Source organism: Microbacterium sp. BH-3-3-3 (assembly GCF_001792815.1).
In the GTDB taxonomy this organism is placed as follows: domain Bacteria; phylum Actinomycetota; class Actinomycetes; order Actinomycetales; family Microbacteriaceae; genus Microbacterium.
On the sequence record NZ_CP017674.1, the window covers coordinates 592,495 to 610,485 of the forward strand.

The 17,991-nt window shown below is 70.8% G+C and carries 21 protein-coding genes; 8 read left to right on the forward strand and 13 right to left on the reverse strand.

Translation table 11 applies throughout. The annotated features are described in order from the left end of the window. The first annotated feature begins 44 nt into the window (after positions 1–44). Positions 45–857 carry a ParA family protein gene (locus BJP65_RS02815; RefSeq protein ID WP_055835478.1) on the forward strand — a complete coding sequence of 271 codons (813 nt, stop codon included), beginning with the start codon at positions 45–47 and terminating at the stop codon, positions 855–857. A 209-nt stretch (positions 858–1,066) separates the two neighbouring features. Here BJP65_RS02815 and BJP65_RS02820 read toward each other — a convergent pair whose 3' ends face one another. The 3 genes from BJP65_RS02820 to BJP65_RS02830 all read right to left on the reverse strand — a co-directional run bounded on the left by BJP65_RS02820 (position 1,067) and on the right by BJP65_RS02830 (position 2,889). Continuing rightward, entirely contained in the window at positions 1,067–1,612 is a 546-nt protein-coding gene (locus tag BJP65_RS02820; RefSeq protein ID WP_055835475.1) for a MerR family transcriptional regulator, read from the reverse strand. Positions 1,613–1,708: 96 nt separating this feature from the next. Beyond that, the gene (locus BJP65_RS02825; RefSeq protein WP_055835472.1) at positions 1,709–2,395 is read right to left on the reverse strand and encodes a MerR family transcriptional regulator; all 687 of its coding nucleotides are present in this window, start codon (positions 2,393–2,395) and stop codon (positions 1,709–1,711) included. Then, positions 2,395–2,889: an FHA domain-containing protein gene (locus BJP65_RS02830; RefSeq protein WP_055835469.1), complete on the reverse strand. Its 495-nt coding sequence runs from the start codon at positions 2,887–2,889 to the stop codon at positions 2,395–2,397. Before BJP65_RS02830 ends, BJP65_RS02825 begins: the two co-directional genes overlap by 1 nt. 352 nt (positions 2,890–3,241) lie before the next feature. Between BJP65_RS02830 and BJP65_RS02835 the strand changes: the two genes are divergently transcribed. Both BJP65_RS02835 and lpdA read left to right on the forward strand, forming a co-directional pair. Continuing rightward, positions 3,242–3,904, forward strand: a complete 663-nt coding sequence (locus BJP65_RS02835; RefSeq protein WP_156784791.1) for a copper resistance CopC family protein — start codon at positions 3,242–3,244, stop codon at positions 3,902–3,904. Positions 3,905–3,913: 9 nt separating this feature from the next. Next, a complete protein-coding gene (gene lpdA, locus BJP65_RS02840) occupies positions 3,914–5,311 on the forward strand; it encodes a dihydrolipoyl dehydrogenase (protein WP_055835463.1) in 1,398 nt (465 codons plus the stop codon). A gap of 79 nt (positions 5,312–5,390) precedes the next feature. Here the strand turns inward: lpdA and BJP65_RS02845 are convergent, their stop codons facing one another. Together BJP65_RS02845 and BJP65_RS02850 are read right to left on the reverse strand one after the other, a co-directional pair. Continuing rightward, on the reverse strand, positions 5,391–6,041 hold the full coding sequence (locus BJP65_RS02845; RefSeq protein WP_070408138.1) for a CYTH domain-containing protein: 651 nt from the start codon (positions 6,039–6,041) through the stop codon (positions 5,391–5,393). Further along, entirely contained in the window at positions 6,038–6,265 is a 228-nt protein-coding gene (locus tag BJP65_RS02850) for a hypothetical protein (RefSeq protein ID WP_055835457.1), read from the reverse strand. Before BJP65_RS02850 ends, BJP65_RS02845 begins: the two co-directional genes overlap by 4 nt. Before the next feature lie 68 nt (positions 6,266–6,333). Here BJP65_RS02850 and BJP65_RS02855 point away from each other — a divergent pair, with 68 nt between their 5' ends. Then, the gene (locus BJP65_RS02855; protein WP_083285673.1) at positions 6,334–7,089 is read left to right on the forward strand and encodes a glutamine amidotransferase; all 756 of its coding nucleotides are present in this window, start codon (positions 6,334–6,336) and stop codon (positions 7,087–7,089) included. Positions 7,090–7,233: 144 nt separating this feature from the next. Here the strand turns inward: BJP65_RS02855 and BJP65_RS02860 are convergent, their stop codons facing one another. The 6 genes from BJP65_RS02860 to BJP65_RS02885 all read right to left on the reverse strand — a co-directional run bounded on the left by BJP65_RS02860 (position 7,234) and on the right by BJP65_RS02885 (position 10,962). Beyond that, the gene (locus tag BJP65_RS02860) at positions 7,234–7,968 is read right to left on the reverse strand and encodes an NAD(P)H-hydrate epimerase (RefSeq protein ID WP_070408139.1); all 735 of its coding nucleotides are present in this window, start codon (positions 7,966–7,968) and stop codon (positions 7,234–7,236) included. Then, complete coding sequence (locus tag BJP65_RS02865; protein WP_070408140.1) at positions 7,961–9,046, reverse strand: YhjD/YihY/BrkB family envelope integrity protein; 1,086 nt, start codon at positions 9,044–9,046, stop codon at positions 7,961–7,963. The genes BJP65_RS02860 and BJP65_RS02865 overlap by 8 nt, the downstream gene beginning before the upstream one ends. A 138-nt stretch (positions 9,047–9,184) precedes the next feature. After that, positions 9,185–9,646 carry an A24 family peptidase gene (locus tag BJP65_RS02870; RefSeq protein WP_070408141.1) on the reverse strand — a complete coding sequence of 154 codons (462 nt, stop codon included), beginning with the start codon at positions 9,644–9,646 and terminating at the stop codon, positions 9,185–9,187. Positions 9,647–9,654: 8 nt separating this feature from the next. After that, positions 9,655–9,951, reverse strand: coding sequence for a DUF1905 domain-containing protein (locus BJP65_RS02875; protein ID WP_055937323.1), 297 nt, complete (start codon positions 9,949–9,951; stop codon positions 9,655–9,657). Between the two features lie 25 nt (positions 9,952–9,976). Then, on the reverse strand, positions 9,977–10,399 hold the full coding sequence (locus tag BJP65_RS02880; protein WP_070408142.1) for a DUF2809 domain-containing protein: 423 nt from the start codon (positions 10,397–10,399) through the stop codon (positions 9,977–9,979). Continuing rightward, positions 10,396–10,962 carry a mismatch-specific DNA-glycosylase gene (locus BJP65_RS02885; RefSeq protein ID WP_070408143.1) on the reverse strand — a complete coding sequence of 189 codons (567 nt, stop codon included), beginning with the start codon at positions 10,960–10,962 and terminating at the stop codon, positions 10,396–10,398. The genes BJP65_RS02880 and BJP65_RS02885 overlap by 4 nt, the downstream gene beginning before the upstream one ends. Before the next feature lie 56 nt (positions 10,963–11,018). Between BJP65_RS02885 and BJP65_RS02890 the strand changes: the two genes are divergently transcribed. After that, complete coding sequence (locus BJP65_RS02890; RefSeq protein WP_055937312.1) at positions 11,019–11,816, forward strand: alpha/beta fold hydrolase; 798 nt, start codon at positions 11,019–11,021, stop codon at positions 11,814–11,816. Positions 11,817–11,871: 55 nt separating this feature from the next. Here BJP65_RS02890 and BJP65_RS02895 read toward each other — a convergent pair whose 3' ends face one another. Beyond that, on the reverse strand, positions 11,872–13,569 hold the full coding sequence (locus BJP65_RS02895) for a cellulase family glycosylhydrolase (protein WP_083285918.1): 1,698 nt from the start codon (positions 13,567–13,569) through the stop codon (positions 11,872–11,874). A 179-nt stretch (positions 13,570–13,748) separates the two neighbouring features. Between BJP65_RS02895 and BJP65_RS02900 the strand changes: the two genes are divergently transcribed. From BJP65_RS02900 to BJP65_RS02910, 3 genes are all read left to right on the forward strand, one after another. After that, positions 13,749–14,219 carry an Lrp/AsnC family transcriptional regulator gene (locus BJP65_RS02900; protein ID WP_070408145.1) on the forward strand — a complete coding sequence of 157 codons (471 nt, stop codon included), beginning with the start codon at positions 13,749–13,751 and terminating at the stop codon, positions 14,217–14,219. Next, a complete protein-coding gene (locus BJP65_RS02905; protein WP_070408146.1) occupies positions 14,216–15,610 on the forward strand; it encodes an aspartate aminotransferase family protein in 1,395 nt (464 codons plus the stop codon). The genes BJP65_RS02900 and BJP65_RS02905 overlap by 4 nt, the downstream gene beginning before the upstream one ends. A gap of 238 nt (positions 15,611–15,848) precedes the next feature. Beyond that, positions 15,849–17,171, forward strand: coding sequence for an APC family permease (locus tag BJP65_RS02910; RefSeq protein ID WP_070409819.1), 1,323 nt, complete (start codon positions 15,849–15,851; stop codon positions 17,169–17,171). Between the two features lie 212 nt (positions 17,172–17,383). On the opposite strand, the gene BJP65_RS02915 is transcribed toward BJP65_RS02910, so the two are convergent. Then, complete coding sequence (locus BJP65_RS02915; RefSeq protein ID WP_055835421.1) at positions 17,384–17,977, reverse strand: helix-turn-helix domain-containing protein; 594 nt, start codon at positions 17,975–17,977, stop codon at positions 17,384–17,386. Between the last annotated feature and the right edge of the window lie 14 nt (positions 17,978–17,991).

The following is a 17,991-nucleotide window of genomic DNA, read 5'->3' on the forward strand; positions in this document are numbered from 1 at the left end:
AGCTGAATGTGCTCACAGCCTAGGGGACGGTAACGTGGACTCTCGTGCACGTACTCTCCGTCAGCTCTTTGAAAGGCGGGGTCGGCAAGACGACCGTGACGCTCGGGCTGGCATCCGCTGCCTTCGCACGTGGCGTTCGCACTCTCGTCGTCGACCTCGACCCCCAGTCCGATGTGTCGACCGGTATGGACATCCAGGTCGCCGGCCGTCTCAACATCGCCGATGTCCTCGCGAACCCGAAAGAGAAGGTCGTCCGTCAGGCGATCACCTCGAGCGGCTGGGCGAAGGTCCACCCCGGCACGATCGATGTGCTCATCGGCAGCCCCTCGGCCATCAACTTCGACGGTCCACACCCGAGCGTCCGCGATGTGTGGAAGCTCGAAGAGGCGCTCGCGACGATCGAGGCCGACTACGACCTCGTGCTCATCGACTGCGCCCCGTCGCTGAACGCCCTCACGCGCACCGCGTGGGCGGCGAGCGACCGCGTCGTCGTGGTGACCGAGCCGGGTCTGTTCTCGGTGGCCGCCGCCGACCGCGCGCTCCGCGCGATCGAGGAGATCCGCCGCGGTCTCTCGCCGCGGCTGCAGCCCCTCGGCGTCGTGGTGAACCGCGTGCGCCCGCAGTCGATCGAGCACCAGTTCCGCATCAAGGAGCTCCGCGACATGTTCGGCCCCCTCGTGCTCAACCCGCAGCTGCCCGAGCGCACGTCGCTGCAGCAGGCGCAGGGTGCGGCCAAGCCGCTGCACGTCTGGCCCGGCGACAGCGCGCAGGAACTCGCCGCCGACTTCGACGCCCTGCTCGACCGGATCGTGCGCACCGGCCGCATCCCCGTCGAGAACGAGGCCCCGCAGGCCTGACCGACGCCGCTTTTCCGACGAGACGCCGTCCCGCTGCCCCGCAGCCGGGCGGCGTCTCTCGTCTCGCTCCCCCTGGTCACCCCCGCGTGAGTCGCCGAGCATTGTCGCCTCGGGTCGGGGCGAAGCGACAGAACGTGGCCCTCGCGCGCGGGACAAAGCGAAACCCGGATGCCGTGGCATCCGGGGGGGCGGAGAGGTGCGGGGTGCGGTCAGGCGGTACGGGCGGCACGACGGGCCGCCAGCTCGTCGACGGAGTCGGACGTGGCCGACTCGAAGTCGACCAGCGTCGACTCGACCTCGCGCAGCACCTTGCCGACCGCGATGCCGAAGACGCCCTGACCCCGGCTGACCAGGTCGATGACCTCGTCGTTCGAGGTGCACAGGTAGACCGAGGCCCCGTCGCTCATCAGCGTGGTGCCTGCGAGGTCGCGAATCCCCGCGGCGCGGAGCTGATCGACGGCGGTGCGGATCTGCTGCAGCGAGATGCCGGTGTCGAGCAGGCGCTTGACGAGCTTGAGCACGAGGATGTCGCGGAAGCCGTACAGACGCTGCGAACCCGAGCCGCTCGCCCCGCGCACGGTCGGAACGACGAGTTCGGTGCGGGCCCAGTAGTCGAGCTGTCGGTACGTGATGCCGGCGGCACGGGCGGCGACAGCGCCGCGATAACCGGTGTCGTCGTCCATCTCGGGCAGACCGTCGGTGAAGAGGAGATCGGAAGCGAACCGGGGTTCACCGAGTGCGTCGCCAGCGTTCATGCTCGCGTTCCTCCTCATCGGTTCGTTCCTTCCACGCTAGATCAGCGAGGGTCCCCCGGCAATGACATCCGCGTCGGGGGCTGCGGCGTGTCGCAATCAGGACAGGATTCGCTCGAGCGCTTCGCGCACGAACATCCCCCGCACCTCGTCGAGACGGGTGGCGAGCTCGGGCGCGAGCTCGCTCGCACGGGCTCGGGATGCCGCGTCGGGACGCCGCAGCAGGGCCGACATCGCCGACTCGACGAGAGCAACCTCGCGCTCCGCGCTCTGTCGCAGCGCCCGCACGTGGCGGGGCTCGATCCCGTGACGGTCGAGGGCGACCAGGGCGCGCAGCAGCGCGACGGTCTGCTCCGGGTAGGTCTCGGCCGCCGTGATCACGCCGGTGCTCACGGCGTCGTTCAGCAGCTGGGGGCCGGCACCCGCGGTGCTCAGCAGCTCGTCGCGCCGGTAGCGGCGCGGGGCGGCGGTCATCGACGGGATCGACGTCGGCGGGGCGGGGTTACGGCCCGCGTCGAGCTCGGCGAGGTAGTCGCGGATGACGACGAGCGGCAGGTAGTGGTCGCGCTGGAGCGTGAGCGCCATGCGCAGACGCTCGAGGTCGGCCGGTGAGAACTTTCGGTAGCCCGACTCGGTGCGCGTGGGCGAGACGATTCCCTGCACCTCGAGGAAGCGCAGCTTGCTGGAGGTGAGGGCCGGGAAATCGGGGGTCAGACGCGCGAGCACCTGACCGATGCTGAGCAGCCCCGCAGCCGTCTGACGACCACGGGAGGGGGCTGCCGCCATCAGTGCTCTGCCGCGGGCAGGTCGACCGGCGACCCGAAGAAGTTCAGCCGGAACTTGCCGATGCGCACCTCGGCGCCGTTGACGAGGGCGGAGCGGTCGACGCGTTCGCCGTTGACGTAGCTCCCGTTGAGCGAGCGCTGGTCGACGATCTCGAACGCCGTGCCCGTGCGGATGATCTCGGCGTGGCGACGCGAGACGGTCACGTCGTCGAAGAAGAGGTCGGCCTCGGGGTGGCGTCCGACCGTGGTGACGTCGGTGTCGAGCAGATACCGGGCGCCGGTGGTCGGGCCGGAGCGCACGATCAGAAGGGCGGCTCCTCCGGGAAGCGCGTCGATGGCTTCGAGCTCGGCCTCGGTGAGGTCGGCGCCGAAGGGGACGAACGACAGGTCGGCGTCGTGGCCGAAGGTCTCGGTCGTGTCGTGCGAACGCTCGGACGCGACGGCGTCAGCCGCGCGCCGAATGTCGTCGCGATCGAATCGGCGGGTCTCGTCCACGGCTTCTCCTTCTCGTTCACCATAACCCGACCGGTTCGCCTGGGGAGGGGGAACCGGCCTCGCGCGGGCCGTGATGATGCGTGATGTGTCTTCGTTCGTCGACGCCGGGCAACGCGTTTCGGGTCGCGGAAGGCCAGGCGGGGACACTCGAACCTACCGACCCGGAGACGGCCCTGTCGAGTCCGCGCCCGCGCGGCGTCATCGTTGTCATGCCGCGCCCCGCCCGCGACGGGTCTGAGGGACGGACACCGCCCCGCTCCGGGTCACCCGCGCGCACTCCTTCTCTCACCCGACGCGGACGCGTCACGGACGCTCCCAGGCCCGTGTCGGGAGGCCTCGTTAGGGTCGGAGAGTGACTTCCCCCGTGGCGCCGCGTCGGCGCACCCTCCCCGCCCTTCTCGCGACCGCCCTGCTGGCCGCCGCCGCTCTGCTCGTGCCGGCGCTTCCCGCCGCAGCGCACGACGACCTGGTCTCGACCGACCCGTCGGCCGATGCCGTGCTTGAGGCGTTGCCCGCCGAGATCACCTTCACCTACAGCGCCGATGTGCTGACCGACCCCGGCGCCACCGTCGTGCAGGTCACCGACGCGTCGGGTGCGTCGCTGACCTCCGGCGCGCCGGTCGTCGACGGCAGCACCGTCGTGCAGCCGCTGGCCGGACCCGCATCGGGCGCCGTCTCGGTGCTCTGGCGCGTGGTGTCGAGCGACGGTCACCCCATCGACGGGTCGTTCTCGTTCACCGTGCCCGCGGCCGCCCCCACCCCGACCGCGACGGCCACGCCCACCTCCTCACCCGCGCCCTCGGCGAGCCAGACCACGGCCGAGAGCGCCGCTCCCACGTCGACTCCGGATGCCACCGCCGTCCCGGCGGACACCGCGTCAGAGGCCTCTCCCCTGCCGTGGATCCTGCTGGTGGTCGCGCTCGTGCTGGTCGCCGCGGTGATCATCGTCGTCGTCGTGTCGCGCGGCCGTCGTCGTGCGTCCGGTGGCGGGTCGACCGGCACACCCGCGCGATAGGATTTGCGCATGCCTCATTACGATCTGGTCATTCTCGGTGCGGGTCCCGGCGGGTATGTGGCCGCCGTCCGCGGCGCACAGCTCGGACTCTCGGTCGCGATCGTCGAAGAGAAGTACTGGGGCGGTGTGTGCCTCAACGTCGGGTGCATCCCCTCCAAGGCCCTTCTGCGCAACGCCGACCTCGCTCACACCTTCCACGCGAAGGCCGACATGTTCGGCATCTCGGGTGACGTGCACTTCGACTTCGGCAAGGCGTTCGACCGTTCGCGGTCGGTGGCCGCCGGCCACGTCAAGGGCATCCACTACCTGATGAAGAAGAACAAGGTCACCGAGTACGAGGGTCGCGGGTACTTCGCCGACGACCACACGCTCGACGTGACCAAGACCGACGGCTCGAAGGAGCAGGTCACCTTCGACAACGTCATCATCGCCACGGGCTCCACCGTGCGTCTGCTCCCGGGCGTCACGCTGAGCGAGAACGTCGTGACCTATGAGGAGCAGATCCTCACCCGCGAGCTCCCCGAGTCGATCGTCATCGTCGGCGCCGGTGCCATCGGCATGGAGTTCGCCTACGTCATGACGAACTACGGCGTGAAGGTCACCATCATCGAGTTCCTCGATCGCGCCCTGCCCAACGAAGACGCCGAGGTCTCGAAAGAGATCCAGAAGCAGTACAAGGGCTACGGCGTCGACATCCTCACCTCGACCAAGGTCGACTCGGTCACCGACCACGGCGACAAGGTCACCGTCGCCTACACGGCGAAGGACGGCTCGCAGGGGTCGATCGACGCCGGCCGCGTGCTCATGTCGATCGGCTTCGCGCCGAAGGTCGACGGCTTCGGTCTCGAGAACACGGGCGTGAAGCTCACCGAGCGCGGTGCCATCGAGATCGACGACCACATGCGCACCAACGTGCCGCACATCTACTCCATCGGCGACGTCACCGCGAAGCTGCAGCTCGCGCACGTGGCCGAGGCCCAGGGCGTCGTCGCGGCCGAGACCATCGGCAATGCCGAGACGCAGACCCTCGGCGACTACCGCAACATGCCGCGCGCGACGTTCTGCAACCCGCAGGTCGCCTCGTTCGGCCTGACCGAGCAGCAGGCACGCGACGCGGGCCACGACATCAAGGTGTCGAAGTTCCCGTTCTCGGCCAACGGCAAGGCGAACGGCCTCGGCGAGCCCGTCGGTTTCGTCAAGCTCGTCGCCGACGCCGAGACCCTCGAGCTCATCGGCGGCCACCTCATCGGCCCCGACGTCTCGGAGCTTCTGCCCGAGCTCACGCTGGCGCAGAAGTGGGACCTCACCGCTCTCGAAGCAGCCCGCAACGTGCACACCCACCCGACGCTGTCGGAGGGCCTGCAGGAGGCCTTCCACGGCCTCGCGGGGCACATGATCAACCTCTGACCCGTCAGAGAACGAAGGCCCGCCCGGTGTTCCGGGCGGGCCTTCGTCGTTGGTGTGAGGCCTGTGGAGTCGAGGCGCGTCAGTGGCCGAGCGCCCGAGCGAGCTTCGATCCGGATGCCGCGGGGCGACCGCCCGCGGCGAACACCGCCGCGTCGACGGCGGCGAAGAAGGACGCGCGCCCCTGCTCGTCGGCGGGACCGGCGGGGCCCAGCTCGACCTCCCACTCGCGCCACGCCGATTCCACGCCGCGGCGCTCATCGTGCGCGCGCACGTGATCGTCGACGAACTCGGCGACCTGCTCACCGTCGGCGTCGAGCAGGGCGTACGCGGTGCGGTCGTTCCGCAGCCGCGCGAGCGGGATGAACGGTGGCGCCGCGTGAGCGGCGACGGCATCCTGAACCGCCGGAGGCACCACCGGGTTCGCACCGGGGGCGGTGGACGGGTCGTCGTCCAGCGGCCAGTGGGTCTCGGTGCGACCCGCGCCGTCGAGCGGGCCCTTCACGTGCCACCCCGCGTCGGGGCCGCCGGTGCGTCGACGCACGGCGATGCCGGCGCGGGCGAGGTCGGCCGCGGGCGTGTCGATGTAGCGCGCGTCGAGGTCACGCGGTTCGGCCGCGCCGACCGACACCACACCCGGCAGCGCCGACCAGTCGGGCAGGGGTGTGGTGTCGTCGACGTCGTATTTCGACTCGATCTCAACGCTGGAAGCGCCGTGCGAGTCTGCGCTCAATCGTCGCGTCCGTCGGCGTTCGGGTTGATGTCCTCGGTCTCCTCCGAGAAGACGAAGACCGCCTGCGTGGGGCCGTCGGCGTCTCCGGTGTTCTCGAGACCGCCGTCGCGACGGTAGACGAGCTGTCCCTCGCTGTAGGGCATGATCAGCGTGTCGTCGGTCTCGTTCTCGAGGGGGAGCACCTGCCCGTCGAGCGGGCCTCCGGTCAGTCGTGCAATAGCCATGCCGCCAGCGTAGACCGCGGGGCCGACCGCGCCCCGCGCCTTGACAGGGCGGGCTTAGAATCGCTCGGGTGACATGGACGGACCTGCCCGGTGATCGCCCGTTCGTCCTTCTCGCCACGCGCGCGCAGGACGGCCCGGCCGACGAGGAGTACGCGCTCTTCCTCCGTTTCACGGGTCTGCGTCCCGAGCGCCTGCGACGTGTGCGCCTGGAACGCGAGTCGATGCCCGATCTCGACCTCGACGAGATCTCCGGCATCCTGGTCGGGGGAAGTCCGTTCAACGCCTCCGACCCGGTCGAGCGCAAATCCGCGGTGCAGCAGCGGGTCGAGGCCGAGATCGCCGCACTCGTCGAGGCGGTCGTCGCGCGCGACACCCCGTTCCTCGGCGCCTGTTACGGCGTGGGCACCCTGGGGACGCACCTGGGGGCACCCATCGACGGCACGTACGCCGAGCCGATCAGCGTCGTCGACGTGACCCTCACCGCCGAGGGACGCGACGACCCGCTCGCCGCGGGGCTTCCCCAAACCTTCCCCGCCTTCGTCGGCCACAAAGAAGCGATCAGCGAGCTGCCCTCGAGCGCCGTGCTGCTGGCCTCGTCTTCCACGTGCCCGGTGCAGATGTTCCGGCTGGGGCAGAACGTCTACGCGACGCAGTTCCACCCGGAGCTCGACCTCGACGGGATCGTCACGCGGATCCACGCCTATGCGGCCTTCGGCTACTTCGCCGCCGACGAGCTCGACCTCACGCTCGCCGCGGTGCGACGCGCGCCCGTCGAGGCACCCTCGCTCCTGCTGCGGACGTTCGTCGAGCGCTACGCGCGCTGACGCCGCACGCGCCTTTCGGGGCGGTGCGCGTCGCGAGCGCTCCCCCGCGGCGTCGCTGCGGAGCCCTCGTGCGAATCGCGAGGGGCTCGGCGTGCCCGGGTACGCGACTGTCGCTCCGGAGCGAGACCGTGGCGCCGCGACCGCTCAGGCGTGCTGCGGCGGCGTGACCCGCACGACGTCGAGCGCCGCGGTGACGGCCGGGTGCGCGCGGCGCAGGAACGGGTCGAGGCCGAGATCGACGAGGTGCACGCGTCCGGCCAGCTCGGGTCCGCGCCCGCGGACGAGTCCCGCCTTGAGCGCGCCGAAGGTCACAGTGAGGTCGGCGGGGAGGACGGCGGCATCCGCGGTGCCCTCGTCGGGGTCGAGCCCGCTCGGTACATCGACGGCGATCACCCGCGGTCGACGCGAGGTGAGCGCGAGGATGCACTCGACGATCGCCCGGGAACCCCCGCGCAACCGCCGGTCGGTCAGGCGCCCGATCCCCAGGATGCCGTCGAGCACCAGCGCGTAGTCGCCGACCCGCGCGCAGACCTCCGACGCCGGCAGCACGCGTGCGCCCGCGGCGACGGCCGCGTCGAGGGCGGCACGATGCACGCGGTCGCGCACCAGCACGACGTCGACGCGCTCGGATCCCCGGGCGAGCTCGGCCGCAGCGTAGAGCGCATCGCCGCCGTTGTCGCCGGCGCCGACGAGCACGAGCACGGGGCCGGGCGCCCGCGCCGACTCGGCCGCGGCGATCTCGGCGAGGGCCAACGCCGCCCAGCGCATGAGCGGGTGGCCCTCGGCCAGCCGCGGGGCTTCGGCGGCCCGCACCGCGTCGGCCGTGTAGGCGGCGACGCGTTCACCGGTGGCCAGCACGGCCGATCGCGGGTCAGACATCGGTCCGGGAGCCGGCCTTCGCCCCGGCGTTCGACTCGGCATCGCTCTCGCGTGCAGCGGCGGTGGGATCGGCGGTGGCGAGCGTCTCGCGTTCCTTCGTTTCGGCCTCGCGCGCGGCAGTCAATTCTCCGGTCGCCGCCTGGACGGCCTTCTCGGCGCGGCGGACGCGGAACTGGATCATCGTCGACGCGCCGAACTTGGCGCGGACGCGGTCGTGGTCTTCTTCGGTCGCCACGGTGATGTACGCCCCGGCGATCAGGATCACCTGGCTCGACAGGTTGAGCCAGAGCAGAAGGGCGATCAGCGAGGCGAACGTCGCCAGCAGCGGGTTGTTGCTCGCGCCGCCGATGAACAGTCCCGACAGCTGCTGGAGCACCACCAGGCCGAAGCCGCCGAGGAGGGCCCCGCGCAGGAGAGTGCTGCGGCGGGTGCGCACCCCGGACAACGCCGCGAACGCCACCGCGATGGCGGCCGAGTCGAGCGCCAGCACGATGATGGTCGACACGAGCCACGTGAAGAACGCGGTCACCCACGAGTCAGCGGACACGCCGATGAGCTCGCGCACGAAGGTCAGTCCGGCGGTGGCGACGAACGTCACGAGCGCGGCGGCGACGAGCGCGACGCCGATGCCGAGGGCCACGCCGAGGTTGCGCAGCAGCACCCACACGATCAGCGTGTCGTCGGTGGTCACCCCGGCGATCTGACGGAGCGCGGAGCGCAGCGAGCCGATGGCGCCGATCGCGGCGCCCAGAAGACCGAGGGTTCCGAGGATGCCGCCCAGCGTGAAGCCCGCCGGGGCATCGATGCTGCTCACGTCGAGCAGCCCCTTGGGGCCGACGAGACCGGGGACCACGCTGTTCACCGAGCTCGTGAGGGCGCTCAACCCGGCGGGGTTCCCCGCGAGCCAGAGCGCGGCGAACGAGAAGCCCAGCAGCACCGCGGCGAACAGGCTGAACAGGGTGCGGTAGGTCACGCTGTCGGCCAGCATGGGGCCACGCGCCCCCGAGTAGACGAGGAAGGCGCGCACGACACGGAGCGACAGGGCCCACGCGGTGACACGACGAATGAGGGCGGCCATGGGGTCAGCGTATCCACGCCGAGACGACCGGCCAGCGGGGTTGACCGATCGGACCGCGCGCGACAGCCGAACGGGCCGCGCGCCTCTCGACGCTCTCGCACCCGAGGCGTGACGTTCCGGGGGCGCCGGCCGCTGATCTCACCACGGGCCGGAGAGCACCCGCCACCAGGTTCCGGCGAGAAGGAAGGGTCCGAAGGCGAGCGCGGCGCCGCGCTCCCCCGCCGCGATCGTTCCCACCGCCGCGACCCCTCCGGCGACGAAGCCGGCCGCCAGACCCGACGCCACGGCCTCGACGCCGCACCATCCGAGGACCGCACCGCAGACCGCGGCGAGCTTGACATCGCCCCCGCCGAACGCGGCGGGGCGGGCGAGATGCACCGCGAGGCAGCCGACGAACGCCAACGCCGCTCCCCCGACGACGCTGCCCACGCGTCCAGGCTCGCCGGTGTTCAGCGCCGAACCGACCAACAGCACCAGGATCATCGCCCCGCCCGGCAGCACGAGCGCATCGGGGAGGCGGTGCGTTCGCACGTCGATGACCACCAGCACGAGGCCGAGCACCGCGAACACCGCCAGAGCGGGGGCGAGAGCCCACGGCATCCGGAACCTCAGGCGTCGAGAACGGCGAGGTCGACCAGCACCACCGCATCGGGGGCGATGCCCTCGGCGTCGCGCACCGCGCGCTTCAGCGGCAGCACGTACACGCCACCGGTCTGCGGGAAGATCGACGTGCGCCAGGTCGACCCGCCGATGGTCGCCTCGACGCGCACGCCGCCGAACCCGCGACGATACGTCTGCACCTCGCGGATCTCGGTGCTGAGCTCGACCGGGACCGCCACGAAATACCAGTCGCTGTCGCTGCGGGCCTCCCACCGGAAGACCTCGCCCTCGAACCGTACGAACATGGGTCCTCCTGTCATCGCGGTCACCCTACTCGGAGGCTCCGACGTCGGTGCGCGCCCGTCGCCTGGGGAGGAACCGTGCCGACACGACGGCGTCGACGCCGAGGGCGACCGCCACCGCCGACGCGTACACGACGAGGTCACGGGCGTCGAAGCCGGTGCCGAGCACGAGCGCGAGCGTGGGGAACCCCTCGGCCAGCACCAGCGGGATCCCCGTGAGCTGCAGCAGTTCGACACCCACGCACCACAGCGCGGCGCCGAGCGCGAGCAGCGCGCGCGACGCGCGCGGGAAGAGCATCACGAGACCGGTGTACGCGGCGACGGCGTACAGCGCGTCGCCCGCGACGTCGGTGGCCTCCGAGCCGGGCAGCCCGCGGGCGACGACGAGACCGGCCCCCACGACGACGATCAGCGCCCCCAGTGCGGCCACGCGACGACGACCGGCGGTCACGCGAGCACTCCCGCCGCCCGCGCGGGGTCCGCGTAGGCGCGGGCGAGAGTCGCGACGGTGTCGTGGGCGTTCAGACCGCTGGGGTTGGGGAGCACCCACGTGGGAACACCGGCGATCGCCTCGTCCTGCCGCCCCGCGGCGGCTCTCGGACGCGCGAAGCCCTGGCGGTAGGCGGTGAGCCCCACCACCGCGATCGCGCGGGGCCGCAGCGCGTCGACGCGCTCGACGAGCGCCGCCGCACCGGCGCGCAGCTCGTCGCGCGAGAGCTCGTCGGCCCGCGCCGTCGCCCGCGCGACGAGGTTGGTGACCCCGATCCCCGCGTCGAAGATCATGCGGCGATCCTCGTCGCCGAGGGGCGCCGCATGGGCGGGCAGCCGCGGGAGGATCCCCGCCTGCACGAGCGCGGGCCAGAAGCGGTTGCCGGGGCGGGCGAAGGGAGTGCCGGTCGCCGCCGTCCACAGCCCCGGGTTGATGCCGACGAAGAGCAATCGCACACCGGTCTCGACGAGGTCGGGCCGCGTGGCATCCCGGTACGACTCGAGCTCGGCGCGCGTGTATCCCATGAGACCACTATGACCACTACCCGGACGCACCCCGCGCGTCTGCCAGGATCGGAGGAATGGATGCCGTACCCGCGCTCACCGAGATACCCACGCCGCAGTTCGTCATCGTCGGCGACAACGTGCGCCTGGCGACCTACACGTGGGGCGACCCCGACGCCGATCCGGTGCTGTGCGTGCACGGGTTCGGGTCGAGCACGCGCGACAACTGGGTGAACACCGGGTGGGTGCGCGACCTGCTGCGGGCGGGCTTCCGCGTCGTGGCCGTCGACCAGCGCGGCCACGGGGCGAGCGACAAGCCGCACGAGGCCTCGGCGTACACGATGCCGACGCTCGTGGGCGACCTCGTCGCCGTGCTCGACACCTACCTGCTCGACCAGGTGCGCTACCTCGGGTACTCCCTCGGCGGACGCGTGGGATGGCAGCTCGCCGTCGACGCCCCCGAGCACGTCGAGCGCGCCGTGCTCGGCGGCATCCCCGACGGGCGCCCCCTCGCGCGACTGCAGGTGGATCAGGCGCGGGCTTTCCTCGATCACGGCACCCCGGTCGAAGACGCCACCACCCAGCGCTACGTCTCGCTCGCCGAGCGCGTGCCCGGAAACGATCTGCGGGCCCTGGTCGCGATCGCCGAAGGGATGCGCCTGGGCGAGACCGACCCCGACCCGGCGTCGCCGCCGCAGCAACCCGTGCTCATCGCGACGGGCACCGAGGATCCCATCCACGATCAGTCGCAGCACCTGGCGGGGCTCCTCCCCCGCGGCGAGTTCGCCGACATCCCCGGGCGCCACCACGTGAACGCCCCCGGCGCGCGGACGTTCCGCGAGGCGGGCCTGGAGTTCCTCTCGCGCGACGTCTGACGCCCCCGCAGTCACCGTCGGGCCGCGGTCGAGCCGAAGTCGAGCCGCAGTCGGCTCAGGATGCCGCGACGGTGAGTTTCGGAGATGTCGGCGCGCGCGTGGCCGCCGCTTGCAGCCCCACGCGTACGGTCTGGCCGGCGCTGAGCACCGCGCCGTACCCGTCGCCGGTACACGTGACTCTCGAGCCCGTCACGCTGCACGTCATGCCCCAGGCGCTGGTGATGGCGGTGGTTCCGGGGGCGTCGAAGGTCACGGTCCAGGCTTTCACCGACCCGGTGGCGGTCAGCGCCAGCTCGGCGACGTAGCCCTCGCCCCACGCGCTCTGCGGAATCCACTCCGCGCGGAGCGCCGCCGACGAGGAGGGCTTCGGCGACGACGACGGGCTCGACGTGGGCTTCGGGCTCGACGTGGGTTTCGGACTCGACGTGGGCTTCGGGCTCGACGTGGGCTTCGGGCTCGACGTCGGCTTCGGGCTCGACGTGGGCTTGGGGCTCGACGACGGCAACGGAACCGTCGTCGGCTTGACGCTCACCGAGGGCTTCGGCGACGAGGACGGCTTCGGGCTCGTCGTGGGCTTGGGCGTCGCCACCGGCGTGAGGATGGGCGCGAGGGCCGCGAGCTTCGCCTTCTGCAGGGTCTTCCAGTCGTCGGCGACGAGGCCGCCGGTGTCACCGCTGTTGGGGTTGAACGACCAGTAGGCGTAGCTCGTCTTCGTCTTGGCGAGATAGGCGACGAGCGTCTTCAGCCAGGCCCGGTCGCTGTCGGTCTCGAGCTTGGTGCCGAACTCGCCGAGCAGCACGGGGGCGATGTTCTGGCGCACCAGGTAGCCCCAGTTGGCATCCCAGATCCCCTCGAGGTTCGCCGGATAGTTCGGTGCCGAGAACCACTCCTGGGCGTGGACGGTCGCGGGGTACTCGTGCGGGGAGTACACGACGCGGTTCTTCACCGAGAGGGTGACGGGCGCCGACCGCACGTCCTTCAAGCCGCCGCCCCACCACGTGTTCGTGCCGTCGTTCTGACGCTCGACGCCCTCGACCACGATCAGCAGCTTCGGGTTGACCGACAGCACGGCGTTGCCGGCGCGGGTGGCCGCCGCGCGCCAGTCGCGCGCGGGGTCGCCGCAGTTCCAGCAGGCGGGGCCGTGGGGCTCGTTGTGCAGGTCGACGCCGATGACCGCCGGCTCGTTCTTGTATCGGGCGGCGAGCATCTTCCAGTCATCGATCCAGCGCTTCTCGCTGTACTGCGCGGTGTACCACAGCTCGCTCTGCGCGCCCGAGTCGGGCCGGTGCCGGTCGAGGATCACCGAGATGCCGCGGGCCTTCGCGCGGGCGATGACGGTGTCCATCAGCCTCAGCGGCGAGAGGGCGACGAGGTCGGCGTTGACCGAACCGTTGATCGAGTTGGAGGTCTTGGCCGCGAGGCACTCGTTCGAGAACGGGAGGCGGATGGCGTTGAACCCCATGCCGGCGATGGCGTCGAGTCCCGCATCGAGCGAGATCGACCACAGGCCGTGCGGGGCGCAGTTCGAGGTCTCCATGCCGAACCAGGCGACCGCCTTGATGGTGAAGGGAGTCCCCGACGCCGTGATGATCGTCGAGCCGCGGGTCGACAGCCAGCCCGGCAGCGAGGGCGCCGCAGACGCCGCCGGAGCAGCCACGACACCGGATGCCAGCAGCGTCGCCGCCGCGGCGATCGCGGCCCCGCGCACGACCGCTCGACGCGTCGACCGCCATCGTTCTCGCCACCCGGACATGCGCACCCCCGCGGTCATCGTAACGGGGCGCGACGCGCCCGGGATACGCGGGCCCCTCCCGAAGACGCCCACCGCGGGGTTCCGCGCTCCGCGTTCGGCGGTTTCCGCGCTGTTACGCCCTGGTAAATGCCGAAAACATCATTGATTAAGGTCGCTCAGCGCTGATACCGTCGCCGATCATGGCTCCCCTCACTGATCGCACCGCCGCCCTCGACCGAGTGTCGAAGGCGATCGTCGAGCAGCTGCAGGAGGACGGGCGGCGCTCCTACTCCGAGATCGGCAAAGCCGTCGGTCTCAGTGAGACCGCCACCCGCCAGCGCGTGCAGAAGCTCCAGGATGCCGGCATCCTGCAGATCGTGGCGGTCACCGACCCGCTGCAGCTCGGCTTCGCGCGCCAGGCCATGATCGGCGTGCGCGTCTCGGGCGACACCCGGGTCGCCGCCGCCGCGATGACCGAGCTGCCCGGCGTGACCTACGTGGTCTCCACGGCCGGGTCGTTCGACCTGCTCGTCGAGGTCGTCTGCGAGAGCGACGACGACCTGATCGACCTGCTCAACGACCGCATCCGGTCGCTGCCCGACATCGTCTCGACCGAGACGTTCGTCTATCTGAAGCTCCACCGACAGCTCTACAACTGGGGAACGCGATGACCCTTCTCGACACCGATCTGCACACCGACCTCCAGGCCAAGGCCCGCGACCACCTGTGGATGCACTTCTCCCGCCAGTCGACGATGACCGACGGCCCGGGTGTTCCCATCATCGTCAAGGGCGAAGGCCACCACATCTTCGACGCCACCGGCAAGAAGTACATCGACGGCCTCGCCGGTCTCTTCGTCGTCAACGCCGGTCACGGCCGTCGGCGCATCGCCCAGGCAGCGGCGAAGCAGGCCGAGGAACTGGCGTTCTTCCCCCTGTGGTCCTACGCCCACCCCGCCGCGATCCAGCTCGCCGAACGCCTCGCGCACCTCGCCCCCGGCGACCTGAACCACGTCTTCTTCTCCACCGGCGGCGGTGAGGCGGTCGAAACCGCCTTCAAGCTCGCCAAGCAGTACTGGAAGACGCAGGGCAAGTCCACCAAGCACAAGGTCATCTCGCGCGCGATCGCCTACCACGGCACGACGCAGGGCGCCCTGGCGATCACCGGCCTGCCGGTCATGAAGCACATGTTCGAACCCGTCACCCCCGGCGGCTTCCGGGTGCCGAACACCAACTACTACCGCGCCGAGGAGTCGGGCTTCGGGGGCGGGACGCCCGAGGAGTTCGGCCTGTGGGCCGCCGACCGCATCGAGCAGATGATCCAGTTCGAGGGCCCCGAGACGGTGGCCGCGGTGTTCCTGGAGCCGGTTCAGAACGCGGGCGGCTGCTTCCCCGCCCCGGCCGGGTACTTCCAGCGCGTGCGGGAGATCTGCGACAAGTACGACGTGCTCCTCGTCTCCGACGAGGTGATCTGCGCCTTCGGCCGACTCGGCCACTACTTCGGCGCGACCGCCTACGACTACCAGCCCGACATGATCACGTTCGCCAAGGCGGTCACGAGCGGCTACTCCCCCCTCGGCGGCACGATCATCAGCGACCGCATCTACGAGCCGTTCGCCCACGGCGACGCGACCTTCCCGCACGGCTACACCTTCGGCGGACACCCCGTCTCGGCGGCGGTCGCACTCGAGAACCTCGACGTGTTCGAAGAGGAGGGCCTGCTCGAGAACGTGCGCACGAACTCGCCGATCTTCCGCTCGACCCTCGAGCGGCTGAACGACCTGCCGATCGTCGGCGACGTGCGCGGCGACGGGTACTTCTTCGGCATCGAGCTCGTCAAGGACAAGGCGACCAAAGAGACCTTCGACGACGACGAGTCCGAGCGCCTGCTGCGCGGCTTCCTGTCGAAGGCCCTCTTCGACGCCGGCCTGTACTGCCGTGCCGACGACCGGGGCGACCCCGTGATCCAACTCGCGCCGCCCCTCACCATCGGTCCCGCCGAGTTCGACGAGATCGAGCAGATCCTGCGTTCCGTCCTCACCGAGGCCTGGACCCGCCTCTGACCCCCGGGATGCCGGCCCGACCGATGCCGGCATCCCTCTCCCGCTCCCACCCCTGAGCGGTGCTCCTGATGCTGTACCCGACACCATCCCGCTTCGCGCCGAGCGCGCGCGGCCGCACCCTCTTGGAGGAGCCATGAACGACAACACCCGCGCCGCCACGGCCGCGCACACGAACTCGGGCGCGAAACTGGCCCGCACCCTGGGACTCTGGTCGATCGTCGGCCTGGGCCTGGGGTACATGACCCCCACCGTCGTCTTCGACACCTTCGGTCTCGTCGCCGAGAAGACCGACAACGTCGTGCCCGCCGCCTACGCGGTCGCCCTCGTCGTGCTCGTGTTCACCGCCATCAGCTACGGAAAGATGGTCCGCGTCATCCCGAGCGCGGGCTCCGCGTACACGTACGCCCGCGAGGCCATCCACCCGGGCGTCGGCTTCGTCGTCGGCTGGACCGCGCTGATCGACTACATGCTGCTGCCGATGGTGAACGCCCTCATCCTGCGCAGCTACATGGAGGCGCTCTTCCCCGACATCCCCGGCTGGATCTGGGTCGTCGTCTTCACCGCGGGCGTGACCCTCGTGATCTACCTGACCATGCGGGGCACCTCGAACGTCAACATGATCCTGCTGGTGTTCTCGATCCTCGTCATGACCGTCTTCGTCGTGATGGTCGTCGTGCAGCTCGTGGGTGGTGCGGGCGCGGGAACCGCCGTGTCGCTCGCCCCCTTCGCCCACAGCGAGGTGCAGTTCGGCGCCGTCTTGGCCGGAGCCACCGTCGTGTGCTTCTCGTTCATCGGCTTCGACGCGGTGTCGATGTACTCCGAAGAGGCGAAGACCCCCAAGGTCATGCCGCGGGCGATCCTGCTCACCCTCGTCGTCGGAGGCCTGATCTTCCTTGTCGCCTCGTACGTGACGCAGCTGCGCTTCCCCGACTCGACCGCGTTCCCTCCCGAGGCCATCGAGGACAGCACGCTTCCCGAGATCGGTGTGCAGGTCGGCGGCCCGGTGCTGCAGGCCGTGCTGACGGCGGCGGGCTTCGCCGCGACCCTCGCGTCGTGGCTCGCCTCGCACGCCTCGGTGTCGCGCATGCTCATGGTGATGGGACGCAACAACGTGCTGCCGCGCCGCATCTTCGGTTTCATCAACCCGAAGACGCACACCCCCACGTTCTCGATCGTGATCGTCGGCGTCGTGAGCCTGCTCGCGATCCAGTTCACCCTCGAGCAGATCGCCGCGTACATCAACTACGGCGCACTCGTGGCGTTCTCGTTCGTCAACATCTCGGTCATCGCCTGGTTCGCGATCCGCCGGGGACTGCGCAAGACCCCCGGCGACATCGTGCGCTACATCGTGATGCCCACCATCGGCCTGCTGCTGACCGCTCTGCTGTGGGTCAATCTCGACGGGCACGCCCTGATCGGCGGTCTCATCTGGACGGCGCTCGGGGTGGTCTACCTCGTGATCCTGACCCGCGGCTTCCGGCGTCCCATCGCCTCGTTCGACGAGAACCAGCCGGTGACGGGCGTGAACAAGACCGTCTCCGGTCCGCGCTCCGAGATCTGAGTCCCGACATCACGGCCGCGGCCTCCCTCCGTACCGGGATGCCGCGGCCGTGACGGTGCCGCCGCCGACCGGGGAGCGTGCCGAACTCCTGAGTCATCGCGGCCACACGCGGGCCATGAGCGGGAAAGCGGCTCGAACGGCCGGTTCATCCGGAGTCCGGCACGCTTCGCCGACGGCGTCAGCGCTCGAACGGCGTCAGCGCTCGAACGGTGTCAGCGCTCGAACGGGGTGACCGCCCCGAGCACGACGGTCTCGCCGTCGTGGCCGTTCGCCCACCAGTGCGGGGCCGAGCAGCCGTAGGTCACGGTGTCGCCGGCGTGCAGCTCGACGCGCCGGTCGGCCTGGCAGACGACGAGGACGCCCGCCTCGACCGTCACCGTCTCGGTGCCGATGTGGCGGAACGGGCTGGCCTCGTTCGTGAACCCCGCCGGCAGGGTCGAGCGGATGAGCTGCAGCATCGATTCGCCCCGCGGCGTGAGCAGCTCGCGGACGGCGCGCTGGTGGGCCGGGGCGTCGGCGGCGGTGGGCATGACGTGACGCTTGGCGCGGGTCACCACGGCCAGCGGCACGGCGGGTTCGTCCAAGAGCTGTCCGACCGGGATGCCGAGCGCCCCGGCCAGACGCTGCAGGGACTGCAGCGAGGGGTTGCCGAGGCCGCGCTCGAGCTGGCTGACCAGCCCGAAGCTCACCCCGGCCTTCTCGGACAGGGCGTGCACGCTGAGGCCGAGGCGCTTGCGGGCATCGCGCACCGCGGCCCCGAGGGTCTCGACGGCGCGCTGCTCGTCGGCATCCGTGGCTCGAGTCATGACCGTGTCAGCGT